Source organism: Micromonospora sp. DH14, from assembly GCF_029809455.1.
GTDB classification, from domain to species: domain Bacteria; phylum Actinomycetota; class Actinomycetes; order Mycobacteriales; family Micromonosporaceae; genus Micromonospora; species Micromonospora parva.
Genome location: NZ_JARVKT010000019.1, coordinates 100,092 through 121,072 on the forward strand (window position 1 = coordinate 100,092; position 20,981 = coordinate 121,072).

At 72.3% G+C, this 20,981-nt stretch carries 17 protein-coding genes and 1 rRNA gene; 9 read left to right on the forward strand and 9 right to left on the reverse strand.

The features are described 5' to 3' along the window. The first annotated feature begins 11 nt into the window (after positions 1–11). The 4 genes from QCZ28_RS23075 to QCZ28_RS23090 all read left to right on the forward strand — a co-directional run bounded on the left by QCZ28_RS23075 (position 12) and on the right by QCZ28_RS23090 (position 3,314). Complete coding sequence (locus QCZ28_RS23075) at positions 12–1,097, forward strand: exo-alpha-sialidase (protein ID WP_279518594.1); 1,086 nt, start codon at positions 12–14, stop codon at positions 1,095–1,097. A 2-nt stretch (positions 1,098–1,099) separates the two neighbouring features. Beyond that, entirely contained in the window at positions 1,100–1,375 is a 276-nt protein-coding gene (locus tag QCZ28_RS23080; protein WP_030335746.1) for a ubiquitin-like small modifier protein 1, read from the forward strand. A 164-nt stretch (positions 1,376–1,539) separates the two neighbouring features. After that, positions 1,540–2,682 carry an LLM class flavin-dependent oxidoreductase gene (locus QCZ28_RS23085; RefSeq protein WP_030335748.1) on the forward strand — a complete coding sequence of 381 codons (1,143 nt, stop codon included), beginning with the start codon at positions 1,540–1,542 and terminating at the stop codon, positions 2,680–2,682. Beyond that, positions 2,679–3,314, forward strand: coding sequence for an FMN reductase (locus tag QCZ28_RS23090; protein ID WP_279518595.1), 636 nt, complete (start codon positions 2,679–2,681; stop codon positions 3,312–3,314). The genes QCZ28_RS23085 and QCZ28_RS23090 overlap by 4 nt, the downstream gene beginning before the upstream one ends. Here the strand turns inward: QCZ28_RS23090 and QCZ28_RS23095 are convergent. From QCZ28_RS23095 to ppdK, 8 genes are all read right to left on the reverse strand, one after another. Then, positions 3,307–4,185, reverse strand: a complete 879-nt coding sequence (locus QCZ28_RS23095) for a universal stress protein (RefSeq protein WP_279518596.1) — start codon at positions 4,183–4,185, stop codon at positions 3,307–3,309. The two genes, QCZ28_RS23090 and QCZ28_RS23095, sit on opposite strands and share 8 nt — an antisense overlap. A gap of 148 nt (positions 4,186–4,333) precedes the next feature. Further along, positions 4,334–5,224: a universal stress protein gene (locus QCZ28_RS23100; RefSeq protein WP_279518597.1), complete on the reverse strand. Its 891-nt coding sequence runs from the start codon at positions 5,222–5,224 to the stop codon at positions 4,334–4,336. 54 nt (positions 5,225–5,278) lie between these two features. Then, on the reverse strand, positions 5,279–7,894 hold the full coding sequence (locus tag QCZ28_RS23105) for a cation-transporting P-type ATPase (RefSeq protein WP_279518598.1): 2,616 nt from the start codon (positions 7,892–7,894) through the stop codon (positions 5,279–5,281). Positions 7,895–8,056: 162 nt separating this feature from the next. Next, entirely contained in the window at positions 8,057–8,791 is a 735-nt protein-coding gene (pflA, locus tag QCZ28_RS23110; RefSeq protein ID WP_279518599.1) for a pyruvate formate-lyase-activating protein, read from the reverse strand. 47 nt (positions 8,792–8,838) lie between these two features. Then, the gene (gene pflB, locus QCZ28_RS23115; RefSeq protein ID WP_279518600.1) at positions 8,839–11,130 is read right to left on the reverse strand and encodes a formate C-acetyltransferase; all 2,292 of its coding nucleotides are present in this window, start codon (positions 11,128–11,130) and stop codon (positions 8,839–8,841) included. After that, positions 11,127–12,137, reverse strand: coding sequence for an alcohol dehydrogenase AdhP (adhP, locus tag QCZ28_RS23120; protein WP_279518601.1), 1,011 nt, complete (start codon positions 12,135–12,137; stop codon positions 11,127–11,129). The genes pflB and adhP overlap by 4 nt, the downstream gene beginning before the upstream one ends. 373 nt (positions 12,138–12,510) lie before the next feature. Next, positions 12,511–12,963, reverse strand: coding sequence for a hypothetical protein (locus QCZ28_RS23125; RefSeq protein ID WP_279518602.1), 453 nt, complete (start codon positions 12,961–12,963; stop codon positions 12,511–12,513). An 11-nt stretch (positions 12,964–12,974) separates the two neighbouring features. Next, on the reverse strand, positions 12,975–15,635 hold the full coding sequence (gene ppdK, locus QCZ28_RS23130) for a pyruvate, phosphate dikinase (RefSeq protein WP_279518603.1): 2,661 nt from the start codon (positions 15,633–15,635) through the stop codon (positions 12,975–12,977). Between the two features lie 141 nt (positions 15,636–15,776). Between ppdK and QCZ28_RS23135 the strand changes: the two genes are divergently transcribed. The 3 genes from QCZ28_RS23135 (at position 15,777) to QCZ28_RS23145 (ending at position 18,410) form a co-directional block, all read left to right on the forward strand. After that, complete coding sequence (locus QCZ28_RS23135; protein ID WP_279518604.1) at positions 15,777–16,277, forward strand: GNAT family N-acetyltransferase; 501 nt, start codon at positions 15,777–15,779, stop codon at positions 16,275–16,277. A 9-nt stretch (positions 16,278–16,286) separates the two neighbouring features. Then, complete coding sequence (locus QCZ28_RS23140; RefSeq protein WP_279518605.1) at positions 16,287–16,928, forward strand: hypothetical protein; 642 nt, start codon at positions 16,287–16,289, stop codon at positions 16,926–16,928. Positions 16,929–17,078: 150 nt separating this feature from the next. Then, on the forward strand, positions 17,079–18,410 hold the full coding sequence (locus QCZ28_RS23145; RefSeq protein ID WP_279518606.1) for a hemolysin family protein: 1,332 nt from the start codon (positions 17,079–17,081) through the stop codon (positions 18,408–18,410). A gap of 22 nt (positions 18,411–18,432) precedes the next feature. Here the strand turns inward: QCZ28_RS23145 and QCZ28_RS23150 are convergent, their stop codons facing one another. Beyond that, complete coding sequence (locus tag QCZ28_RS23150; protein ID WP_279518607.1) at positions 18,433–18,822, reverse strand: PaaI family thioesterase; 390 nt, start codon at positions 18,820–18,822, stop codon at positions 18,433–18,435. 100 nt (positions 18,823–18,922) lie between these two features. Here QCZ28_RS23150 and tyrS point away from each other — a divergent pair, with 100 nt between their 5' ends. Beyond that, complete coding sequence (gene tyrS, locus QCZ28_RS23155; RefSeq protein ID WP_279518611.1) at positions 18,923–20,215, forward strand: tyrosine--tRNA ligase; 1,293 nt, start codon at positions 18,923–18,925, stop codon at positions 20,213–20,215. 645 nt (positions 20,216–20,860) lie between these two features. Next, positions 20,861–20,981: ribosomal RNA gene (locus QCZ28_RS23160) — 16S ribosomal RNA — on the forward strand; the annotation flags it as partial.

Below are 20,981 nucleotides of genomic sequence, written 5' to 3' on the forward strand. Positions count from 1 at the left end.
CGGAGGACGCCATGGCAACGCTGCTCGCGATCGGCACGGCGAAGGGGTTGTTTCTCGCCACCAGCACTGACGACCGGCGCAGTTGGGAGATCACCGGTCCACACTTTCCGATGACCGGTGTCTACGCGGTGGCTATCGACACCCGCCGTTCCACCCCGCGGCTGCTCGCCGGCATGACCAGCTCACACTTCGGCCCGAGTGTCGCCACCAGCGACGACCTCGGTGCTTCCTGGGACGAGCCCGACCAGGCGCCGGTCGCGTTCCCGGCCGACACGGGCGTCTCCCTCGGGCGGGTCTGGCAGTTGACGCCGGCCGGCCCCGACGAGCCGGACGTGGTCTGGGCCGGCACCGAGCCCTCGGCGTTGTTCAGGTCGACCGACGGTGGCCGCAGCTTCGAGCTGGTCCGTTCCCTCTGGGACCATCCGCACCGTCCACAGTGGGAGGCCGGGTTCGGCGGTCAGGCCGTGCACACCGTGCTGCCCCACCCGCGTGACAGTGCTCGGCTGCTGGTCGCCATGTCCACCGGTGGGGTCTACCGCTCGGAGGACGCCGGGGCGAGCTGGACGCCGGGTAACACCGGCATCCGCGCCTACTTCATGCCCGACGAGTGGCCGGAGTTCGGCCAGTGCGTGCACAAGGTCGCGCGGGACGCCGGCAACCCCGAGCGGCTGTACGCGCAGAACCACCACGGCGTCTACCGCTCCGACGACGACGGCCGCACCTGGTCCTCGATCGCCGACGGGCTGCCCAGCGACTTCGGCTTCCCGATGGTGGCCCACCCGGGGCGCGCCGGCACGGTGTGGACCTTCCCGCTGGTGGCCGACGGGGAGCGGTTCCCGACCGATCACCGCTGTCGGGTGTTCCGCTCCGCCGACGCCGGCGGCAAGTGGGAGCCGCTGTCGGTCGGGCTGCCCGAGGGGCCGTTCTATCCGGCGGTGCTGCGCGACGCGATGTGCGCCGATGACGCCAGCCCCGGCGGGGTCTACTTCGGCACCCGCTCCGGTTCGGTCTTCGCCAGCCGCGACGAGGGTGACTCCTGGTCGGCGGTCGCGGCGCACCTGCCCGACGTGCTCTGCGTTCGCGCCGCGGAGGTCTGAGCGTGGTCACCGTGCTGCTGCCCGGCCCGCTGCGCGGCGAGGCCGGGGGTGCGAGTCGGCTGAGTGTCACCGCCGCCGGGACGCTGCGCGCGGTTCTCGACGAAATGGCCGTCGCGCACCCCCGGCTGGCTCGGCGCATCCGCGACGAGCGTGGCGAGCTGCGCCGCTACGTCAACGTCTTCGTCGACGGGGAGGACTGCCGGCACTCCGGCGGTCTGGCCACCCCGGTCAGCGACGGCGCGGAGGTGCAGGTGTTGCCCTCGGTCGCGGGCGGCTGACCGCGCCGGCACCGACGGGCGGTGTCGACCTGGATGTCGGGTTGCGGCGAGTGACCGGCGCCACTGCGGGGCGTCCCGCCGACGGAATAGTTGCGTCGTCAAATAAGTTGTGGCCTGCGTCCGGGTACCACGACGGCACCCGGTTGACACGCGAGGAGCTGGTCATGCAGTTCGGAATCTTCACCGTCGGTGACGTCACGGTCGATCCGACCACCGGTCGGGAGCCGACCGAGCATGAGCGGATCAAGGCGATGGTCGCGATCGCGTTGAAGGCCGAGGAGGTCGGCCTGGACGTCTTCGCCACCGGCGAGCACCACAACCCGCCGTTCGTGCCGTCGTCGCCGACCACCATGCTCGGCTACATCGCGGCGCGTACCGAACGCCTGCTGCTGTCCACCGCCACCACGCTGATCACCACCAACGACCCGGTGAAGATCGCCGAGGACTACGCGATGCTCCAGCACCTGTCCGGTGGCCGGGTGGACCTCATGATGGGCCGCGGCAACACCGGCCCGGTCTACCCGTGGTTCGGCAAGGACATCCGCGCCGGCATCCCGCTGGCCATCGAGAACTACGACCTGCTGCACCGGCTGTGGCGCGAGGACGTGGTCGACTGGAAGGGCAAGTACCGCACCCCGTTGCAGTCGTTCACCTCGACGCCGCGCCCGCTCGACGGCGTGCCCCCTTTCGTCTGGCACGGCTCGATCCGCAGCCCGGAGATCGCCGAGCAGGCCGCCTACTACGGTGACGGCTTCTTCGCCAACCACATCTTCTGGCCCAAGGAGCACACCCAGCGGATGATCGGGCTCTACCGCCAGCGGTTCGCGCACTACGGCCACGGCTCCGCCGACCAGGCGATCGTCGGCCTCGGCGGGCAGGTGTTCATGCGCCGCAACTCGCAGGACGCGGTGCGGGAGTTCCGGCCCTACTTCGACAACGCCCCGGTCTACGGGCACGGGCCGTCGCTGGAGGAGTTCACCCGGGAGACCCCGCTGACAGTGGGCAGCCCGCAGCAGGTCATCGACCGCACCCTCGGCTTCCGCGAGTACGTCGGTGACTACCAGCGGCAGCTGTTCCTGATGGACCACGCGGGTCTGCCGCTGAAGACCGTGCTGGAGCAGCTCGACCTGCTCGGCGAGGAGGTCGTGCCGGTGCTGCGCAAGGAGTTCGACGCGCTGCGTCCGGCGCACGTGCCGGCCGCGCCGACGCACGCCTCGCTGGTCGCCGCCGCCGGCGGCGCCAAGGACAGCACCGTGCACGCCGTCGACGACGTGACCGGCAAGGCACCGGAGGGGGCGACCCGATGACCCGCCGCAGCCTGGCCGTCATCTCGGCGGGGCTGAGTCAGCCCTCGTCGACCCGGCTGCTCGCCGACCAGCTCGCCGCGGCCACCCGCGACGAGTTGGTCCGGCGCGGCTCCGAGGTGCAGCTGCACGTCGTCGACCTGCGCGAGTACGCCCACGACGTGGTGAACAACATGCTCACCGGGTTCGCGCCCGCGGCGCTGCGCGAGGTCATCGACGCGGTGACCGGGGCGGACGGGATCATCGCCGTCACCCCGATCTTCAGCGCGTCGTACAACGGGCTGTTCAAGTCCTTCTTCGACGTGCTGGATGCCGAGTCGCTGATCGACCGGCCGGTGCTGATCGGCGCCACCGGCGGCACCGCCCGACACTCCCTCGCTCTGGAGCACGCCGTCCGCCCGATGTTCGCCTACCTCCGGTCGGTGGTGGTCCCGACGGCGGTCTTCGCCGCCCCGGAGGACTGGTCCGACGGCACCGCCGACGGCGCGCTGCGCGCACGGATCCGGCGCGCCGCCGGGGAGTTGGCCGACCAGATCGAGCGCCGGCCACCGGCCACCGGGCCGGCCGACCCGTTCGCCCTCACCACCGATTTCCTGCAGATGCTCGGCCGGGGCGACGGCCCGACGGTCAGCTGACCGGGTGGGCGACCAGCACCGGGCAGTGCGCGTGCTGGATCGCCGCCTGACTCACCGACCCGAGCAGCAGACCGGCGAACCCGGCCCGGCCCCGGGTGCCCACGACCAGCAGCGCCGCCGCGCCGCTGGCCTCGATGAGCCCCTGGGCCGCGCCGGCCGCCCAGACCGGATGCTCCCGCACCACCAGGTCGGGATGCCGGGCGCGCACCACGGCGGAGGCGTCGGCCAGCAGCCGCACCGCCTCGGCCTGGTGCGCGGCCTGCGACTCCTCGATCTCCTCCGGCACCGTCCGGCCGCCGTCCGCCGCACCGACGTGCACCAGCACCAGCGGCACGTCCCGCAGCGCCGCCTCGTCGGCGCCGACGCTCACGGCGAGGCCTGACGACTCGGACCCGTCGACGCCGACCAGCACCGGATCGTCCACCGGGATCGGCTGCTCGTCCGGGCGGACCACCAGCACCGGGCAGTGCGCGTGCGTGGCCACCTGCGTGCCGACCGAACCGAGGAGCAGCCCGGCGAAGCCGCCCCGGCCACGGCTGCCCACCACGACCAGCGCCGCCCGGCGGGACTCCTCGATCAGGGTGGCGCCCGGGCCCCCGGCGACCTGACGCGCCTCGACGGGGAGGCCGGGCCACCGCTCGCCCAGCTCGGCCGCCGTGCGCTCCAGCATCTTCTGCGCCTCCTCGGAGGGCGCCGGCACGCCGATCTCGTACGGGTTGAGCGGCACGCCGTAGCCGAACGGATGCAGGTAACCGTGCACCAGCAGCAGCGGCCGGGACCGGAGCTGCGCGGCCCGGGCCGCGTGCTCGGCGGCGACGAGGCTGGACGGCGATCCGTCCACACCCACCACGACAGGTCGGTTCATCGGCACTCCCTGGGTCGGTCAGGTCATTGTCGGCGTTGCCCCGGCCGCCGCGCCGTCGAACGCGCCGGCCCGGGCCGACCGACCGCCTCCGCCCGCGTCGGAGCACCCGGAGCCGGCGTCGGAGGCCGGTGCGCGCCGCCCGGGCCGTGCGGTGTCAGCTCTGCCGACCCTCGTGGCGACGCCGGACGACCACCACCGGGCTGTGCGCGTGATGCAGCACCGCGTGGCTCACCGAGCCGAGCAGCATGCCGGCCAGCGCGCCCCGACCGCGCGCCCCGACCACGGTGAGCTGCGCGGCGGCCGACTCCTCGACGAGGACCTTCGCCGGCCCGCCGTACGTGACTCGGCGCCGCACCGGCACGTCCGGGTACCGCTCGCACCAGCCGGCGAGGGCCTCGGCGAGCACCCGCTCCTCCTCGGCGGCGAGCGCTTCCACGTCGTACGCCACCGGCAGGAGGTCGCTCGGCGGGACCGGCATGACCCAGGCGTGCACGGCGAGCAGCTCGGTGCCCCGCAACGAGGCCTCGTCGAAGGCGAAACCCAGCGCCTGGTCGGACCGGGGCGAGCCGTCCACCCCGACCAGGACCGGCCCGTCGGCACGGGCCTCACCCTTCACGACGAGCACCGGGCAGTCGGCGTGGGCGCAGACCTGCACCGCGACCGAACCCATCAGCAGTCCGCCGAAGCCGCCCAGGCCCCGGCTTCCGAGCACCAGCAGCGCCGCGTCCCGGGCCTCGGCCAGGAGCACCGGCGTGGCCGCGCCGTCGACCACCGCGCCGGTGACGGCGACGTCCGGCGTGACCTTGCCGGCCTCGGTCACCGCCTCGGCGACCACCTGCTCGGCCTGTTGGCGAAGCCCGGCGTGCGGGGGAGCGCCCGGCGCCGGCGCGAGCGACACGTCGTAGAGCGGCCAGATGAACGCGTGCACCACCCGCAGCGGGCGGCCTCGCGTCCCGGCTTCCCGGGCGGCGACCCGCACCGCCTCCAGCGCGGATGTCGAACCGTCCACGGCCACCACCACGGGGGCACCGGATCTGCTGGTCATCACGTCCTCCTTCGTTCCGTCCGTCTTCATCCTCGTCGCGCGCCGGCCCGACGATCAGGGGCGGGCGGTAAGGGGGCGGGGGCCGTTGGTCCCGTCATCGCCCCGGTCGGCGTGGGTGGCCGACGATCGGGTCAGCCGCAGCACCAGCCCCGGCAGTACGCTGACCGCCGCGCAGGCCAGCAGCACGCTCGGCGTCAGCGCCTCGGTGCCGAGCAGGTCCCGCAGCGGAGCGAGCAGCACCCCACCGACCTGCAGCAGCGCCGACACCGCGACCGCGACGAGCAGACCGGGGTTCCCGCTTCGGGTGCCCGCCGGCCAGGGTGCCCGGACGGCCAGCGCCACACCGAGTTGGGCGAGCCCGAGCACCACGAAGACCACCGACTGCCAGGGCAACTCCCGGTGGGCGGCGAACACCCCGGCGCCGAGCACGACGGCGGCGATCAGCGCGCCGGTGAGCAGGACGTCGCGACCGAGCCCGGCGCCGAGCACCGATTCCTGCGGTGAGCGAGGTGCTCGGCGCAGCGTCCCCGGCTCGGCCGGCTCCGCGCCGAGTGCCACCCCGGGGACCCCGTGGGTCAGCAGGTTGATCCAGAGGATCTGGGCGGGCAGCAGCGGTACGGGCAGACCGAACAGCGGACCGATCAGCATCACCAGGATCTCCGCCACCCCGCCGGAGAGGGCGTACCGCAGGAACCTGCGGATGTTGTCGTAGATGCGCCGACCCTCGCCGATCGCGTTGGCCACTGTGCTCAGGTCGTCGTCGACGAGCACCAGGTCGGCCGCCTGCCGGGCGACCTCGGTGCCGCCTCCCATGGCCACCCCGATGTCGGCGCGGCGCAGCGCTGGCGCGTCGTTGACCCCGTCGCCGGTCATCGCCACCACCTCGCCGCGGGCCTGCAGACCGGCGATGATGTCGAGCTTCTGCTCCGGCTGGGTCCGGGCGAAGATCCGGGTGTCCGGGTGCGCCGCCTCGTCGTCGTCGCCGTTGGCGAGGGGGTCGCCGGCGCGCCATAGGCCGAGACGACCACCGATCGCGGTGGCCGTGGCCGGGTGGTCTCCGGTGATCAGCAGCAGCCGTACCCCGGCGGTGTCGAAGCTGTCCGCGACGCGCGGGGCGCCCTCGCGCAGCGGGTCGCCCACGGCGACCAGTCCCACCGGCCGCAACCCGGTGGGGGAGGCGGCGTCGGGCAAGGCCTCCGTCAGGGCGGCGGCGACGGCGAGCACCCGCAACCCTTCGGTGGCCAAGCGGTGGGCGGTGCTGGTCAGTTCGGCGATCTCCTCGTCGGTGGCGTCGAGCAGCGGTGCGCCGAGGACACTCTCCGGGGCGCCCTTGCAGACCACCAGGTAGCGCTGGTCGCAGGAGCGGTGCACGGTGACCATCCGGCGTTGCGCCTGGTCGAAGGGGTGCTCGGCGACCCGGGGCCAGGCCGTGCGGGTGGCCTGCGGGTCGAGGCCACAGCGGGCGGCGAAGGCGACGAGCGCCGCTTCGAGCGGGTCACCCACCGCACCCCACTCGGCTCGCTCGTCGTCCGGCGGCGACAGCGCGGCGTCGTTGCACAGCAGCCCGGCCCGCGCCAGTTGGCGCAGCCCGTCCGGTACGGCCACCGCCTGCCCGTCCCGGTGCACCGTGCCGGTCGGGGCATACCCGCTGCCGGTGACCCCGTACCGGGCGCCGTCGCCGGTGACCGCCTGCTGCACCGCCATCCGCCCCTCGGTGAGGGTGCCGGTCTTGTCGGAAGCGATCACCGTGACCGAGCCGAGAGTCTCGACCGCGTGCAGTTGACGGGGGATGGCGTGCGCGGCAGCCATCCGACGCGCGCCCAGAGCCAGGGCCAGTGTCACCACCGCCGGGAGCGACTCGGGCACCGCGGCGACCACCAGGCTCACCGCTGTGATCGCCATGTCGACAACAGGCCGGCCGCCGACCACCCCGATGGCGAAGACCAGCCCGGACACCGCCACCGCGACCAGGCCGAGCACCCGACCCAGGGCGGAGAGTCGGCGTTGCAGCGGAGTGCCGGTCGACCGGGTGCCCGCGACCAGGGCGCTGATCCGACCGAGGGCGCTCGCCGCTCCCGTGCGCAGCACGGTGCCGGTCGCCCGGCCGATGGTGACGACCGTCCCGGCCAGCGCCTCCTCACCAGCGACACGTCCGACCGTCACCGACTCGCCGGTCAGTGCGGACTCGTCCAGGTGCAGCCGGCTCGCCTCGATCAGTGACAGGTCGGCCGGGACGACGTCGCCCGCCTCGACCCGGACCAGGTCACCGCGCACGATCTCGGCGGCGGGCACCACCAGTTCCCGGCCGCCGCGGACCACCCGCGCGGTGGGCGCGGCGAGTTGGTCCAGCGCGGCGATGGCGCGGTCGGCGCGTACCTCCTGCACCACGCCGATCACGGTGTTCACCAGGACGACCAGGAAGATCACCGCGGTGTCCGGGTAGTCGCCGAGCGCCGCGGTGACGGCCGCCGCCGCGAGCAGCAACGCCACCAGCGGGTCGGTGAGCTGGTGCAGGACCCGTGCGGTCACCGGTTGGCGCGGTGGCGCAGCAACGGTGTTGGGGCCGGTGGCGCGCAGACGGGCGGCTGCCTCGGCCGCGTCGAGCCCCACCGACACGTCCAGGTCCACGGGGTCCACCAGGATCCCGTCCCGTCCGCTGATCGTCGTCACCAGTGACCTCCCCGTCTCGCGGCGCGTCGTCGGCACGCCGTCCCGTCCCACCATCGGACCGTGCGATCGCGCCGGGCAGAGGCGTTGCGCCCGTGCGGCCCGGGACCAACGGCCCTCGCACCGCGTACCCGGGAGGGGCCGGGTGGGGTCTGGCAGGCCGCCTCAGTAGACGGCCAGCCCTCGTTCGGCGAACTGCCCGCGCACCCGGGCCAGCAGCTCGGGGTCGGGCGGCTCGGTGGCGGCCAGGGGGAAGGTCAGACCCAGCTCGGCGTACTTGTGCACGCCGAGCCGATGGAACGGCAACACCTCGATGCGCTGCACGGTGGCCAGCCCGGCGGCGAAGGCCGCGACTCCCGCGACGTTCTCCACCGCGTCGGTCAGGCCGGGCACCAGCACGAACCGGATCCAGATGGGTGTGCCCCGCTCGGCCAGCCGACGCCCGAAGCGCACCGTCGGCGCGACCGACCCGGTCCGGGTGACCATTCGGTACGTCGCGGGGTCCCACGACTTGACGTCCAGCAGCACGAGATCGGTGGCGTCCAGCAGGGCGTCGTCGGCGCGTGCCCCGAGGAACCCCGACGTGTCCAGCGCGGTGTGCAGACCGAGGTCGTGGCAGCGACGCAGCACGTCGCCGGTGAACCGGGGTTGCAGCAGCGGCTCGCCGCCGCTGAGGGTCACCCCGCCGCCGGCGATGCTGATGAACCGCCGGTACCGCTCGATCTCCGCCATCAGCTCGTCCACGGTGTGGGCGCGGCCGGCGCGCCGGTACCAGGTGTCCGGGCTGTGGCAGTAGCGGCAGCGCAGTGGACAGCCGGCGAGGAACGCCACGAAGCGGACCCCCGGCCCGTCCACCCCCACGGAGATGTCCCAGGAGTGCACGCTCCCGACGGTCGGCACGTCGGTCCGCCCGGGCCGGCACCCGGGCGGCGGCACCGGCCGGGTGGTCACAGCGACCCGTGGAAGGTACGCGACACCACGTCGCGCTGCTGCTCGGGTGTGAGCCGGACGAAGTTCACCGCGTACCCGGAGACCCGCACGGTCAACTGCGGGTAGCGCTCCGGGTGCGCCATCGCGTCGACGAGGGTGGCCCGGTCCAGGACGTTGACGTTGAGGTGGAACCCACCGGCGTCGGTGTACCCGTCGAGCACCCCGGCCAGGTTGTCGATGCGCTCCTGGCGGGTACGTCCCAACCCGTCGGGGGTGACCGTTCCGGTCAGCGAGATCCCGTCGCGGGCGGCGTCGTACGGCAGCTTCGCCACCGACAGCGCCGCCGCGACCAGGCCGTGGGTGTCGCGTCCGTTCATCGGGTTCGCGCCCGGCGCGAACGGTTCGCCGGCCCGCCGGCCGTCCGGGGTGTTGCCGGTGTGCTTGCCGTACACCACGTTCGAGGTGATGGTGAGCACCGACATGGTCAGCTCGGCGTCGCGGTAGGTGCGCTGCCGGCGCAGCTTCGCCGCGAACGCCCCGGTCAGCCACACCGCGATGGAGTCGACCCGGTCGTCGTTGTTGCCGTACGTCGGGGGTTCGCCCTCGACGACGTAGTCGACCGCGAGGCCGGTGGCGTCGCGCAGCACCCTCACCCGGCCGTAGCGGATCGCGGCGAGGCTGTCCACCGCCACCGACAGCCCGGCGATGCCGGTGGCCATGAACCGGTGCGCCGGATGGTCGTGCAACGCCATCTCCAACCGCTCGTACGCGTACCGGTCGTGCTGGTGGTGGATCACGTTCAGGGCGTCGACGTACGTCTCGGCGAGCCAGTTCAGCGTCCGGTCGTACGCGGCCAGCACGGTGTCGTAGTCGAGGAACTCGCCGTCCAGCGCTGCTGTGGGCGGGGCGACCTGTTCGCCGGTCAGCTCGTCCCGACCGCCGTTGATCGCGTAGAGCAGCGCCTTGGCCAGGTTCGCCCGCGCCCCGAAGAACTGCATGTCCCGGCCGACGCGCAGGGCCGACACGCAGCAGGCGATGGCGGTGTCGTCGTCGTACGCCGGGCGGATCAGCTCGTCGTTCTCGTACTGGATGGCACTGGTGTCCAACGACACCTGCGCGCAGAAGCGCTTGAACCCGGCGGGCAGCCGAGGCGACCAGAGGACGGTCAGGTTGGGCTCCGGGGCCGGGCCCAGGTTGTAGAGGGTCTGCAGGTAGCGGAAGCTGGTGCGGGTGACCAGCGGCCGTCCGTCCGCGCCCATTCCGCCGAGTGCCTCGGTGACCCAGGTGGGGTCGCCGGAGAAGAGTGCGTCGTACTCAGGGGTCCGTAGGAACCGGATGATCCGCAGCTTGATCACGAAGTCGTCGATCAGCTCCTGGGCGTCCATCTCGGTCAGCCGCCCCTCGGCGAGGTCCCGCCGCAGGTAGACGTCGAGGAAGGTGGCGGTGCGCCCGAGCGACATCGCCGCGCCGTTCTGTTCCTTGGTGGCGGCGAGATACGCGAAGTACAACCACTGGATGGCCTCCCGGCCGGTCGTGGCCGGCCCGGAGATGTCGTAGTCGTAACTCGCGGCCATCCGCCTCAGCTCGTCCAGGGCGCGGATCTGCTCGGCCACCTCCTCCCGGTCGCGGATGACGTCGTCGGTCGACGGCCGGTCGTCGAGGGCCGCCCGGATCGTCCGGCGTTCGGCGATCAGCTGGTCCACGCCGTACAACGCCACCCGGCGGTAGTCGCCGATGATCCTTCCGCGCCCGTACGCGTCCGGCAGCCCGGTGATGACGTGCGAGCGCCGCGCGGCCAGCACGTCGGCCGGGTACGCGTCGAAGACCGCGTCGTTGTGCGTCTTGCGGTAGCTGGTGAAGATCCGGTGCACGGACGGGTCGGGCTGGTACCCGTACGCCCGCAGTGCGGTCTCCACCATCCGCAGTCCGCCGTTCGGCATGATGGCCCGGCGTAGGGGCGCGTCGGTCTGCAGGCCGACGATGAGTTCCCGGTCCCGGTCGATCCAGCCCGGGGTGTGCGCGGTGATCGTCGACGGGGTGGTGGTGTCGATGTCGAAGACCCCCCGTCGGCGCTCCTCGACGAAGAGCGCGGCCAGCGCGCCCCAGACCTCCAGGGTGCGGCAGGTCGGCCCGGTGAGGAAGCTGCCGTCGCCGGTGTACGGCTCGTGGTTGGCGCGGATGAAGTCGGCGACGTAGACGGTGTCCTGCCACCTGCCGTGGGTGAAACCACGCCAGGGCGCGCGGGGTGCGGTGTCGACGACGGCTGCTTTCGCGCGGGCGCTCGGGGGTGACGGTCGGACGGTGGTCATGGCTGCAGGACCAGACGGGCGGTGACCCGGCCGGCGAGGACGTCCTCGATCGCCGTGTTGATCTCGTCGAGCTTGCGGGTCTCGTAGGCGACCCGGGTGCGACCGGCGGCGTGCAGCCGGAAGACCTCGGCCAGGTCGGCGCGGGTGCCGACGATCGAGCCGACCACCGTGATCCCCTTGAGCACCGTCTCGAAGACCGCCAGGTTGATGGTGTTCTCCTTGGGCAGGGACACCAGCACGAGCCGCCCGCCGCGACGCAGGCACCGGTGCGCCTGCTCGATCACGGTCGGGTTCGCGGCGAGGACGATCGCCACGTCGGCCCCACCGAGGCGGGTGATCGCGTCGACCGGGTCGACCTGGCCGGCGTTCACGGTGTGTGTGGCGCCGAGCGCGGTGGCCAGGGCGAGCTTCTCGGCCGTGACGTCGACGGCGATCGTCTCACCGCCGAAGAGCTGCGCGTACTGCTGCGCGAGGTGGCCGAGGCCGCCGATACCGAAGATCGCCACCCGGTCGCCGGGGCGCACCCCGGCCACCTTCACGGCCTTGTAGGTGGTCACCCCGGCGCAGGTCAACGGTGCCGCCTCGAACGGATCCACCCCCTCGGGCACCCGCACCGCGTAGCGGGCGGCGGCGACCGCGTACTCCGCGTGCGCCCCGTCGATGCTGTAGCCGGTGTTGCGCTGCGACTCGCAGAGGGTCTCCCAGCCGGTCACGCAGTAGGAGCAGGTGCCACAGGCCCAGCCGAGCCAGGGCAGGGCCACCCGGTCGCCGACGGCGTGTTCGGTGACGCCGGGGCCGACCCGTTCCACTATGCCGACGCCCTCGTGGCCGGGCACGAACGGCGGGTTCGGTCGGACCGGCCAGTCCCCGCGAGCGGCGTGGATGTCGGTGTGGCACAGCCCGCTCGCCTCGATCCGGACCAGCAGCTCGCCGGGTCCGGGCTCCGGCACGGGCAGGTCGAACATCTCCAGTGGACGGTCGAACGCGGTGACGACGGTTGCGCGCATCGGGGACCTCCTGGCTTGTTTCTCCGCTTCCACAACCAGCCTGGGCTGCGGTGCCGGGGCGGGGCAGGGGCACGAGACCGCGACCGGCCGGGACCAAAGTCACGGGTTTCGCACCCACGCCGCCCGCCCCCGAGGGCACCTTCTGGGCGCTCGACGGCCTGAAGCAACGTCTGCCGTCCCACGCGCCGGGCGCGGTCCTCTACACCGGCACCGGCGAACCGGTGGCGTGCCCTGCCGGTGCTCGACGCGCGGGTGCCGTGGCGTCGGCTGCTGTCGGTGGCGAGTTCCCTGGTCGCCGCCGTGCTGGCGGTCGTGGCCGTCAGCGATTGAGCGTCGACCGCCGGGGTCACGATTCGACCCCGGCGGTCCACGCTCAGCGTTCGACGACCAGTCGGTGCGCCCGCAGCGCCCGCGCCCACCACGGGCGCGGCGTCGCCGGGCGCAGCGCCGGCGCGCGGACACCCCGCAGGCTGACCCAGCCGCCCGGCCCCATCGTCACCGCGCCGATCGCCGGCGGCTTGCGGCGGCCGACCACGGCGACGGCGGCGGTGAGCACCGCGACCGCGAAGGCCCCGGTCGCCGCCGCGAGCAACCGGTCCGGGTCGGTCACCGGCCGGTAGCGGACCTGACCGCCGGAGAGGACGTACGCGCCGACCGCCCGGCCGTCGCGGACCACCGGCACCAGCGCGCTCGCCGGTACGCCCGGCAGTTCCAGCACCGGGCCCACCGGCGCTCCGGTGACCGGCGCGGTCGGCGGTTCGGACACCCGCCGGGGTGCGGGTGGGCGCAGTGGTGCCGCGCCGGTCGGGTTGAGGATTGCGGTCATGGCGCTGCCTCCTAACGGGAGTCGGACGTAGCGGTGGTGGCGCGGACAGCGGCCTGTCCGGCGGCCAACCGGGCGATCGGCACCCGGTACGGCGAGCAGGAGACGTAGTCCACGCCGGCGTCGGCGAAGAACGCGATCGAGTCGGGGTCGCCGCCGTGCTCGCCGCAGACCCCGATGGTGAGGTTCGGTTGGGCCGCCCGCCCCTCCGAGACGGCCAGCCGGACCAGGCGGCCCACGCCGACGGGGTCGATGCGCTCGAACGGAGACAGCTCGAGGATTCCCCGTTCCAGGTAGGCGTCGAAGAACGAGCCCTCCACGTCGTCGCGGGAGAACGCCCACGCGGTCTGGGTCAGGTCGTTGGTGCCGAAGGAGAAGAAGTGCGCCGCTCCGGCGATCTCCCCGGCGGTCAGCGCCGCTCTCGGCACCTCGATCATCGTGCCGAGGGGGATCTCCGGCGCGTCGGGCACCGCGGCGAGGACCGGCTCGATCTCGGCGCTCACCGCGCGGAGTTCCCGCACGTCGCCGACCAACGGCACCATGATCTCCGGGCGCGGGTCGCCGCCGTCGCCGATCCGCTGCGCCGCGGCCTCGGCGATCGCCCGGACCTGCATCGCGAACAGTCCCGGGATCACCAGCCCGAGCCGCACACCGCGCAGCCCGAGCATCGGGTTGGCCTCGTGCATCCGGCGTACGGCGACCAGCAGCCGGCCGTCGCGGCCGGGATCCTCGCCGAGTGCCTCGGCGCGGGCCACCCGCGCGGTCAGCTCGTGCAGCGGCGGCAGGAACTCGTGCAGTGGCGGGTCGATGAGGCGGATCGTCACCGGTAGTCCGTCCATCGCGGTCAGGATCTCCACGAAGTCGGCCCGCTGCAACGGCAGCAACGCGTCCAGCACCGCGGTCACCTCGTCCGGGCCCTCGGCCAGGATCAGCCGCTCCACCAGCTCCCGACGGGCCCCGAGAAACATGTGCTCGGTGCGGCACAGCCCGATTCCGGTGGCACCGAGGCGCCGTGCCCGCCGGGCGTCCGCCCCGGTGTCCGCGTTGGCCCGCACGCCCAGCCGGCGCACCGCGTCGGCGTGTTCGAGCAGCCGGTGCACCGCCACGACCAGCGGGTCGGCCTCTGGTGCCAGTTCACCCGCGAGGTAGCGGGCGACCGGCGAGGGCTGCACCGGCAACTCGCCAAGGTAGACCTTTCCGGTGCTCCCGTCGATCGAGACCACCTCACCGGCCCGGACGACCCGGTCGCCGACGGTGAACTCGCCGCGCTCGGCGTCGATGCGCAGCGCGTCCGCCCCGCAGACGCAGGTACGCCCCATACCCCGAGCCACCACGGCGGCGTGTGAGGTCTTGCCGCCGCGCGAGGTGAGCACTCCCGCCGCGGCGATCATGCCGGGCAGGTCGTCCGGGTTGGTCTCCCGGCGGACCAGGATCACCGGTCCGTCCGCCGCCTCGGCGGCTGCCGAGTCGAAGACGACGCGCCCCACCGCGGCGCCGGGGGAGGCACCGAGGCCGACGGCCAGCGGCCGCGGCGCACCGGCCAGGTCGAACGCGGGGAACATCAGCTGGGCCAACTGGGCACCGCTGACCCGGTGCAGCGCCTCGTCCAGCGTGATCAGCCCCTCGTCGACCAGCTGCGCGGCGATCACGAACGCGGCTGCGGCGGTCCGCTTGCCGACGCGGTTCTGCAGCATCCAGAGCTGACCTCGCTCGATGGTGAACTCGATGTCGCACAGGTCCCGGTAGTGCCGCTCCAGCGTCGCCATGATCTCGGTCAGCCGGCGGTAACTCACCGGGTCGGTGCGCGCCAGCTCGGGCAGACCGACCGTGTTGCGGATGCCGGCCACCACGTCCTCCCCCTGGGCGTTGGCGAGATAGTCGCCGTAGACGCCGGGTGCGCCGCTGGCCGGGTCACGGGTGAACGCCACACCGGTGCCGGAGTCCGGGCCGAGGTTGCCGAAGACCATCGCCATGACGTTGACCGCCGTGCCCAGGCCGTCCGGGATGTGCTCCTGGTGGCGGTACAACCGCGCCCGCTGGGAGTTCCACGACTCGAACACCGACCGGATGGCCAGGTAGAGCTGCTCGTGCGGGGCCTGCGGAAACTCGTGCCCCACCCGCGCGGCGAAGATCTTCTTGTACGTCTCCACAAGGTCGTGCAACTGCTCGGCGTTGGGCCCGGCCGGACCGGCCGTCGCGCGCAGGGCCTCAAGCTCCCGTTCGAACTCCTCCGCCGGCAGCCCGTGCACCGTTCGGCCGAACATCTGGATCAACCGCCGGTACGAGTCCCAGGCGAACCGGGCGTCACCGCTGTGCGCCGCCAGCCCGCCGACCGTGTTGTCGTTGAGCCCGATGTCCAGGATCGTCTCCATCATCCCCGGCATCGAGTACCGCCCACCGGAACGGACCGCCAGCAGCAGCGGGTCGCGCGGGTCGCCGAGCCGCCGGTCCAGTCGCGCCTCCACATCCCGAAGATGCGCATTGACCTCGGCGAAGAGCCCGTCCGGCGGTGCGCCGGTCGCCAGGTACGCCCGGCAGGCGTCGGTGCTGATGGTGAACCCCGGCGGCACCGGCAACCCCAGCCTGGTCATCTCGCTCAGGTTCGCGCCCTTGCCGCCCAGCAGGTCGGCCCTGCCCCGGTCACCCTCGATGAAGTCGTAGACGTACTTGGGCATGGCTCCGACCTCCACTTTCGTTACCGCACGGGCCTCTCCATCTGTTCGTACCAATGTGTCGAGGGCCGTCGGCAGGGCCGGATGGTACGGCCGGCGGGTCAGAGGTCCCGTACTGTCACCGCCTCTGCGTACCCTCGTCCGATGACCTCCGATGTGCGGCTGCGCCCGGTCCGCGAGGACGACCTCGTCGAGTTCTTCCTGCACCAGCAGGACCCGGAGGCCAACCGGATGGCCGCGTTCGGCCCGAAGGACCCGTCCGACCGCCGGGAGTTCGCCGCGCACTGGGCGCGGGTGCTCACCAACCCGGCGAACCTGGTCCGCACCGTCGAGGTCGACGGCGACGTGGTCGGTTACGTGAGCGCCTTCCCGGTCGACGACCAGACCGAGGTCAGCTACTGGATCGACCCGGCACGCTGGGGTCGGGGGCACGCCACGGCGGCCCTGGCCGCCCTGCTGCGCGAGCTGCCCCGGCCGGTGCACGCCCGCGCCGCCAAGGACAACGCCGCCTCGCTCGCGGTGCTGCGCAAGTGCGGGTTCGTGGTGGTCGGTGAAGACTCGGGGTACGCCAACGGCCGCGGCGAAGACGTCGAGGAGTGGCTGCTGGAGCTGCCCGCCGACGCTCCTGACCTGGGCGGGCACTAGTCTCGCGGCGTGAACTGGTTGGATCTCGTCGGCTGGGCCGGCTCCGCGGTGCTGGTCTGGTCGCTGCTGCAGTCGCGCGTGCTGCGACTGCGCGCGATCAACCTCGTCGGCTGCGTCGTGCTGATCGGCTACAACGCCGCGATCGAGGTCTGGCCCATGGTCGGGCTCAACGTCGTGCTCGCGGCGATCAACATCTGGTACCTGCGCGGGATGCTCGCCACCCGGCACGACGACAAGACGTACCAGGTGGTGGAGGTCGGCGTCGGTGACCAGTTCCTCGCGCACACGCTGCGGGTGCACGCCGCCGACATCGCCCGGTTCAACCCCGGCTTCCGCTGGGATCCGGACGCGTCCGGGCGCTCGGCGTTCCTCGTGGTCACCGCCGACGAGGTGGTCGGGGTGGTGCTGTCGCACGCCGAGGCGCCCGGCGTCGCCCAGATCGACCTGGACTACGTGACCCCGAAGTTCCGTGACTTCACCCCGGGCGAGTTCGTCTACCGGCGCAGCCACCTGTTCACCGAACGCGGCTTCCACCGGGTGGTCAGCCCGCCCCGGATGGTCGCCCCCTACTACCACCGGCTCGGCTTCCGCCCGGAGGGCGACTCGTACGTCCTCGATCTCCCGGCGTCATCGACGCCCCCTGCGCGGTAGCGTCACCGCCGATTCGGCACAGCCTCGGCGGGGCAGGATTCGGCCGGCACCGGACGGGGCAAAGACAACGCCTACGCCGGGCGGGCTCGCCGACCGGCGGGTGCCGTGCGTATCGGCCGGTGCCACCACCGGAGAGGGAGCGAACCGGGCGTGCAGAGCTACGGGAGCCAACTGGCCCTGGTCGGAATCCTGGTCGTGATCAACGCGCTCTTCGCCGGCAGCGAGATGGCGTTGGTGTCACTGCGGGACAGCCAGATCCAACGGTTGGAACGCACCAGCCGGGGCGGGCGGGTGCTGGCCCGCCTCGCCAAGGACCCGAACCGCTTCCTGGCCACCATCCAGATCGGCATCACCCTCGCCGGTTTCCTGGCCTCCGCCGCCGCGGCGGTCTCGCTGGCCAAGCCCCTCGTGCCGCTGCTCGGGTTTTTCGGCGGCGCCGCCGAGACGGTGGCGATCGTGATCGTCACCCTCGCGCTGACCTTCGTCACCCTGGTCTTCGGTGAGCTGGCTCCCAAGCGGATCGCCATGCAGGCCGCCGAGCGCTGGGCGCTGCTGGTGGCCCGCCCGCTCGACCTGCTCGCCAGCCTCACCCGCCCGGCCGTCTGGGCGCTCGGCGCCACCAGCGACGTGGTGGTCCGCCTGGTCGGGCTCAACCCCAAACACGAGCCGGAGGAGATCGGCCCGGACGAGCTGCGCGACATCGTCGCCGGCAACCACGGCTTCACCAAGGAGCAGCGCACCATCATCGCCGGCGCCGTGGAGATCGCCGACCGGCGGTTGCGGGCTGTCCTCGTACCCCGGTTGCAGGTCTTCACGCTCGACAGCGGGACCACCGCGGAGGCCGCGCGGCTCGTGCTGGCCGCCACCGGCCACTCCCGTGCGCCGGTGGTGCGCCACGGCGGCCTGGACGACACGGCCGGAGTGATCCACCTGCGTGACCTGGTGGGCGTGCCCGACGACCGACCGGTCGACGAGATCGCCCGCCCGCCGATGCTGCTGCCGGACTCGCTACCGGTGGTGGACGCGCTGCGTCAGTTCAAGGCCGAGCGTCAGCACATCGCGCTCGTCGTGGACGAGCGCGGCGCCGTCGACGGCATCGTGACGCTGGAGGACATCCTGGAGGAGATCGTCGGCGAGATCTACGACGAGACCGACCGGGACGGCTACTCGGTACGCCGCGACCCCGACGGCGCGTTGCTGCTGCCCGGCACCTTCCCGGTGCACGACCTTCCGGACATCGGCGTGGAGCTGCCGTCGCGGCCGGCCGGTGACTACACCACAGTCGCCGGGCTGGTGCTGGCCCGCCTCGGGCACATCCCCACCGTCGCCGGGGAGGACGTCACGCTGGACGGTTGGGTGCTGATGGTGGCCGGCATCGACCACCGGGCGATCACCGAGGTACGGCTCAGCCGCGTACCCGAGGACACCGGCACGGACGCCGACGAGGCCGCGCAGCCGGTGCTGGACGAGGCCCGCAGCTGATCCGTCCGGTGCGGCCGGGCGCTCAGGCGGGCGAGAGGTTCTGCAGCCGGACCTGACCACGGGCGACCAGCCGCTGGTCGGCGTCGGTGATCTCCACCTGCCAGAGCTGCTGGCTGCGACCCCGGTGCACCGGAGTGCCGACGGCGGTCAGCTCGCCGTCCCGGACGGCCCGCAGGAAGTCGGTCTGGTTCGACACCCCGACCACGGTGCCCCGGTCGGCCAGCCAGAGAGCACCGCCGACGCTGGCCGCGGACTCCACCACGGCGCAGTACACCCCGCCGTGCTGGATGCCGAACGGCTGGTGCAACTCCGGGCGGACCTGCCAGCTGATGACCACCCGGTCGGCGCTCGCCTCCTCGAACGTGAGGCCGAGCAGGGCGACCAGGCCACCCGTCAGATCCGGAATCTCCATGGCAAAGCCCTCCTCGATCAACGCGGCGCAAGCCTAGCCGGGGCGGGTTGCGCCAAACCCGGTACGGGTCGGTGCCGGCGATGGGGGAGAATCGGTGACCGTGACCGACAGCAGCCTCCCGCCCCCCGGGCGGGCCTCCCTGACCGATGACCTGCTCTGGCGTGGCGTGATCCAGGACTCGACCGGCCTCGACGAGCTGCGCGAGCTGCTCGACGGTGGGAGTGCCGCCACCTATTACGTGGGCTTCGACCCCACCGCGCCGAGCCTGCACGTCGGCAACCTCATGCAGGTCCTCATGGCCCGCCGGCTGCAACTCGCCGGCCATCGCCCGTTGCTGCTGGTCGGCGGGGCCACCGGGCAGATCGGCGACCCGAAGGAGAGCGCCGAGCGGGCGCTCAACCCGACCGAGGTGATCGCCGGTTGGGTCGAGCGGATCCGCGAGCAGCTCGCGCCCTTCGTGTCGTACACCGGGGACAACGCGGCGCAGCTTGTCAACAACCTGGACTGGACCGGCGAGATGTCGATCGTCGAGTTCCTCCGCGACGTGGGCAAGCACTTCCCGGTGAACAAGATGCTCGCGCGGGAGGTGGTGCGGGCCCGACTGGAGACCGGCATCAGCTTCACCGAGTTCAGCTACCAGCTGTTGCAGGCCAACGACTTCTACGAGCTGCACCGCCGGCACGGCTGTCAGCTCCAGTTCGGCGGCTCCGACCAGTGGGGCAACATCACCGCCGGCGTCGACTACGTGCGCCGGCGAGGGGTGGGGCCGGTGCAGGCGTTCACCACGCCGCTGGTCACCAAGGCCGACGGTACGAAGTTCGGCAAGAGCGAGGGCGGCGCGGTCTGGCTCGACCCGACGATGACCAGCCCGTACGCGTTCTACCAGTTCTGGCTCAACGTGGAGGACCAGGAGGTCGACCGCTACCTGCGGTACTTCAGCTTCCGCTCCCGCGATGAGCTGGAGGAGCTGGCGAAGGCGACCGCCGAACGGCCGGCGGCCCGACTGGCGCAGCGGGCGCTCGCCGAGGAGCTGACCACGCTGGTGCACGGCGCCGACGAGACCCGACAGGCGATCGCCGCCAGTCAGGCGCTCTTCGGCCGTGGCTCACTGGACGACCTGGCGCCGGAGACCCTGCGCGCGGCCCTGACCGAGGCGGGCCTCGTACGCCTCACCGGCGAATTGCCGGATGTGGCGGGTCTGCTGCGGGACTCCGGCCTGGTGAACGGCCTCAAGGAGGCCCGACGGGTGATCGCCGAGGGCGGCGCCTACGTCAACAACAACCGGGTGACCGCTGTGGACGCCGGGGTTTCCCCGGCCGATCTGCTGCATGGCCGATACCTGGTGCTGCGCCGGGGGAAGCGCTCGTTCGCGGGCGTTGAGCTGGGTGAATAGTCGTCTGTCGACGATGTGACGGGGGACGCGTCCGGCGGATTTGACGATCATCCCGCCGGACGCGTAACTTTCTCTCTGCCAGCGCGGAACGGACGAAACAGGCGAAAGCCTGAAACGGCCGGAGCGCCGGCCAACGGCCTGGGGGTCGGGCGGGCTTGCCCACCGGAACCCCGACCGGGAGGTGCCACCAGAAACGCCGCGAGGCGGATTTGGCGCGGCGAAACCGACCGGGTATGGTTACGAGCCGGCAGGGCACCGGGCGGGTCGCGGGAAATCGCGACTGGCCGGCCTGCCGAATCCATGACGAGGGCGGCGTAAGCCGGTCGCGACATGGTGCCCGCGTTATCGGATGAAGCATGACGAACCGCGAAATATCGGTTTGACAGGGTGGAAACGAGCGGGTAACGTAGTAAAAGTGCCTGGCGCTGAAAGCGCCGGGGTGCGGAGTAGGGAATGCCCCGGTTGGGGTTCCACTTGGGTGGGGCTTCTGGTCGGTGTGTGGTTGTTCTTTGAGAACTCAACAGGGTGCTTGTAAAGCCAGTGCCAATGATGATTTATACCCCGGACTGGTCAGTTTTTGCTGGCTGGTTGGGATTCCTTTGGCAACAATTTGTTTGTTGTCGGGATTGCTGTTCAACTAATTTTTTGTTGGAGAGTTTGATCCTGGCTCAGGACGAACGCTGGCGGCGTGCTTAACACATGCAAGTCGAGCGGAAAGGCCCTTCGGGGTACTCGAGCGGCGAACGGGTGAGTAACACGTGAGCAA

Excerpts from the sequence above, each read along its gene's own strand:
- QCZ28_RS23075 (WP_279518594.1), top strand. The coding sequence starts at position 12 with ATGGCAACGCTGCTCGCGATCGGCACGGCGAAGGGGTTGTTTCTCGCC.
- QCZ28_RS23085 (WP_030335748.1), top strand. The coding sequence starts at position 1,540 with ATGCAGTTCGGAATCTTCACCGTCGGTGACGTCACGGTCGATCCGACC.
- QCZ28_RS23090 (WP_279518595.1), top strand. The coding sequence starts at position 2,679 with ATGACCCGCCGCAGCCTGGCCGTCATCTCGGCGGGGCTGAGTCAGCCC.
- QCZ28_RS23100 (WP_279518597.1), bottom strand. The coding sequence starts at position 5,224 with ATGACCAGCAGATCCGGTGCCCCCGTGGTGGTGGCCGTGGACGGTTCG.
- pflB (WP_279518600.1), bottom strand. The coding sequence starts at position 11,130 with ATGACCACCGTCCGACCGTCACCCCCGAGCGCCCGCGCGAAAGCAGCC.
- adhP (WP_279518601.1), bottom strand. The coding sequence starts at position 12,137 with ATGCGCGCAACCGTCGTCACCGCGTTCGACCGTCCACTGGAGATGTTC.
- QCZ28_RS23125 (WP_279518602.1), bottom strand. The coding sequence starts at position 12,963 with ATGACCGCAATCCTCAACCCGACCGGCGCGGCACCACTGCGCCCACCC.
- ppdK (WP_279518603.1), bottom strand. The coding sequence starts at position 15,635 with ATGCCCAAGTACGTCTACGACTTCATCGAGGGTGACCGGGGCAGGGCC.
- QCZ28_RS23135 (WP_279518604.1), top strand. The coding sequence starts at position 15,777 with ATGACCTCCGATGTGCGGCTGCGCCCGGTCCGCGAGGACGACCTCGTC.
- QCZ28_RS23150 (WP_279518607.1), bottom strand. The coding sequence starts at position 18,822 with ATGGAGATTCCGGATCTGACGGGTGGCCTGGTCGCCCTGCTCGGCCTC.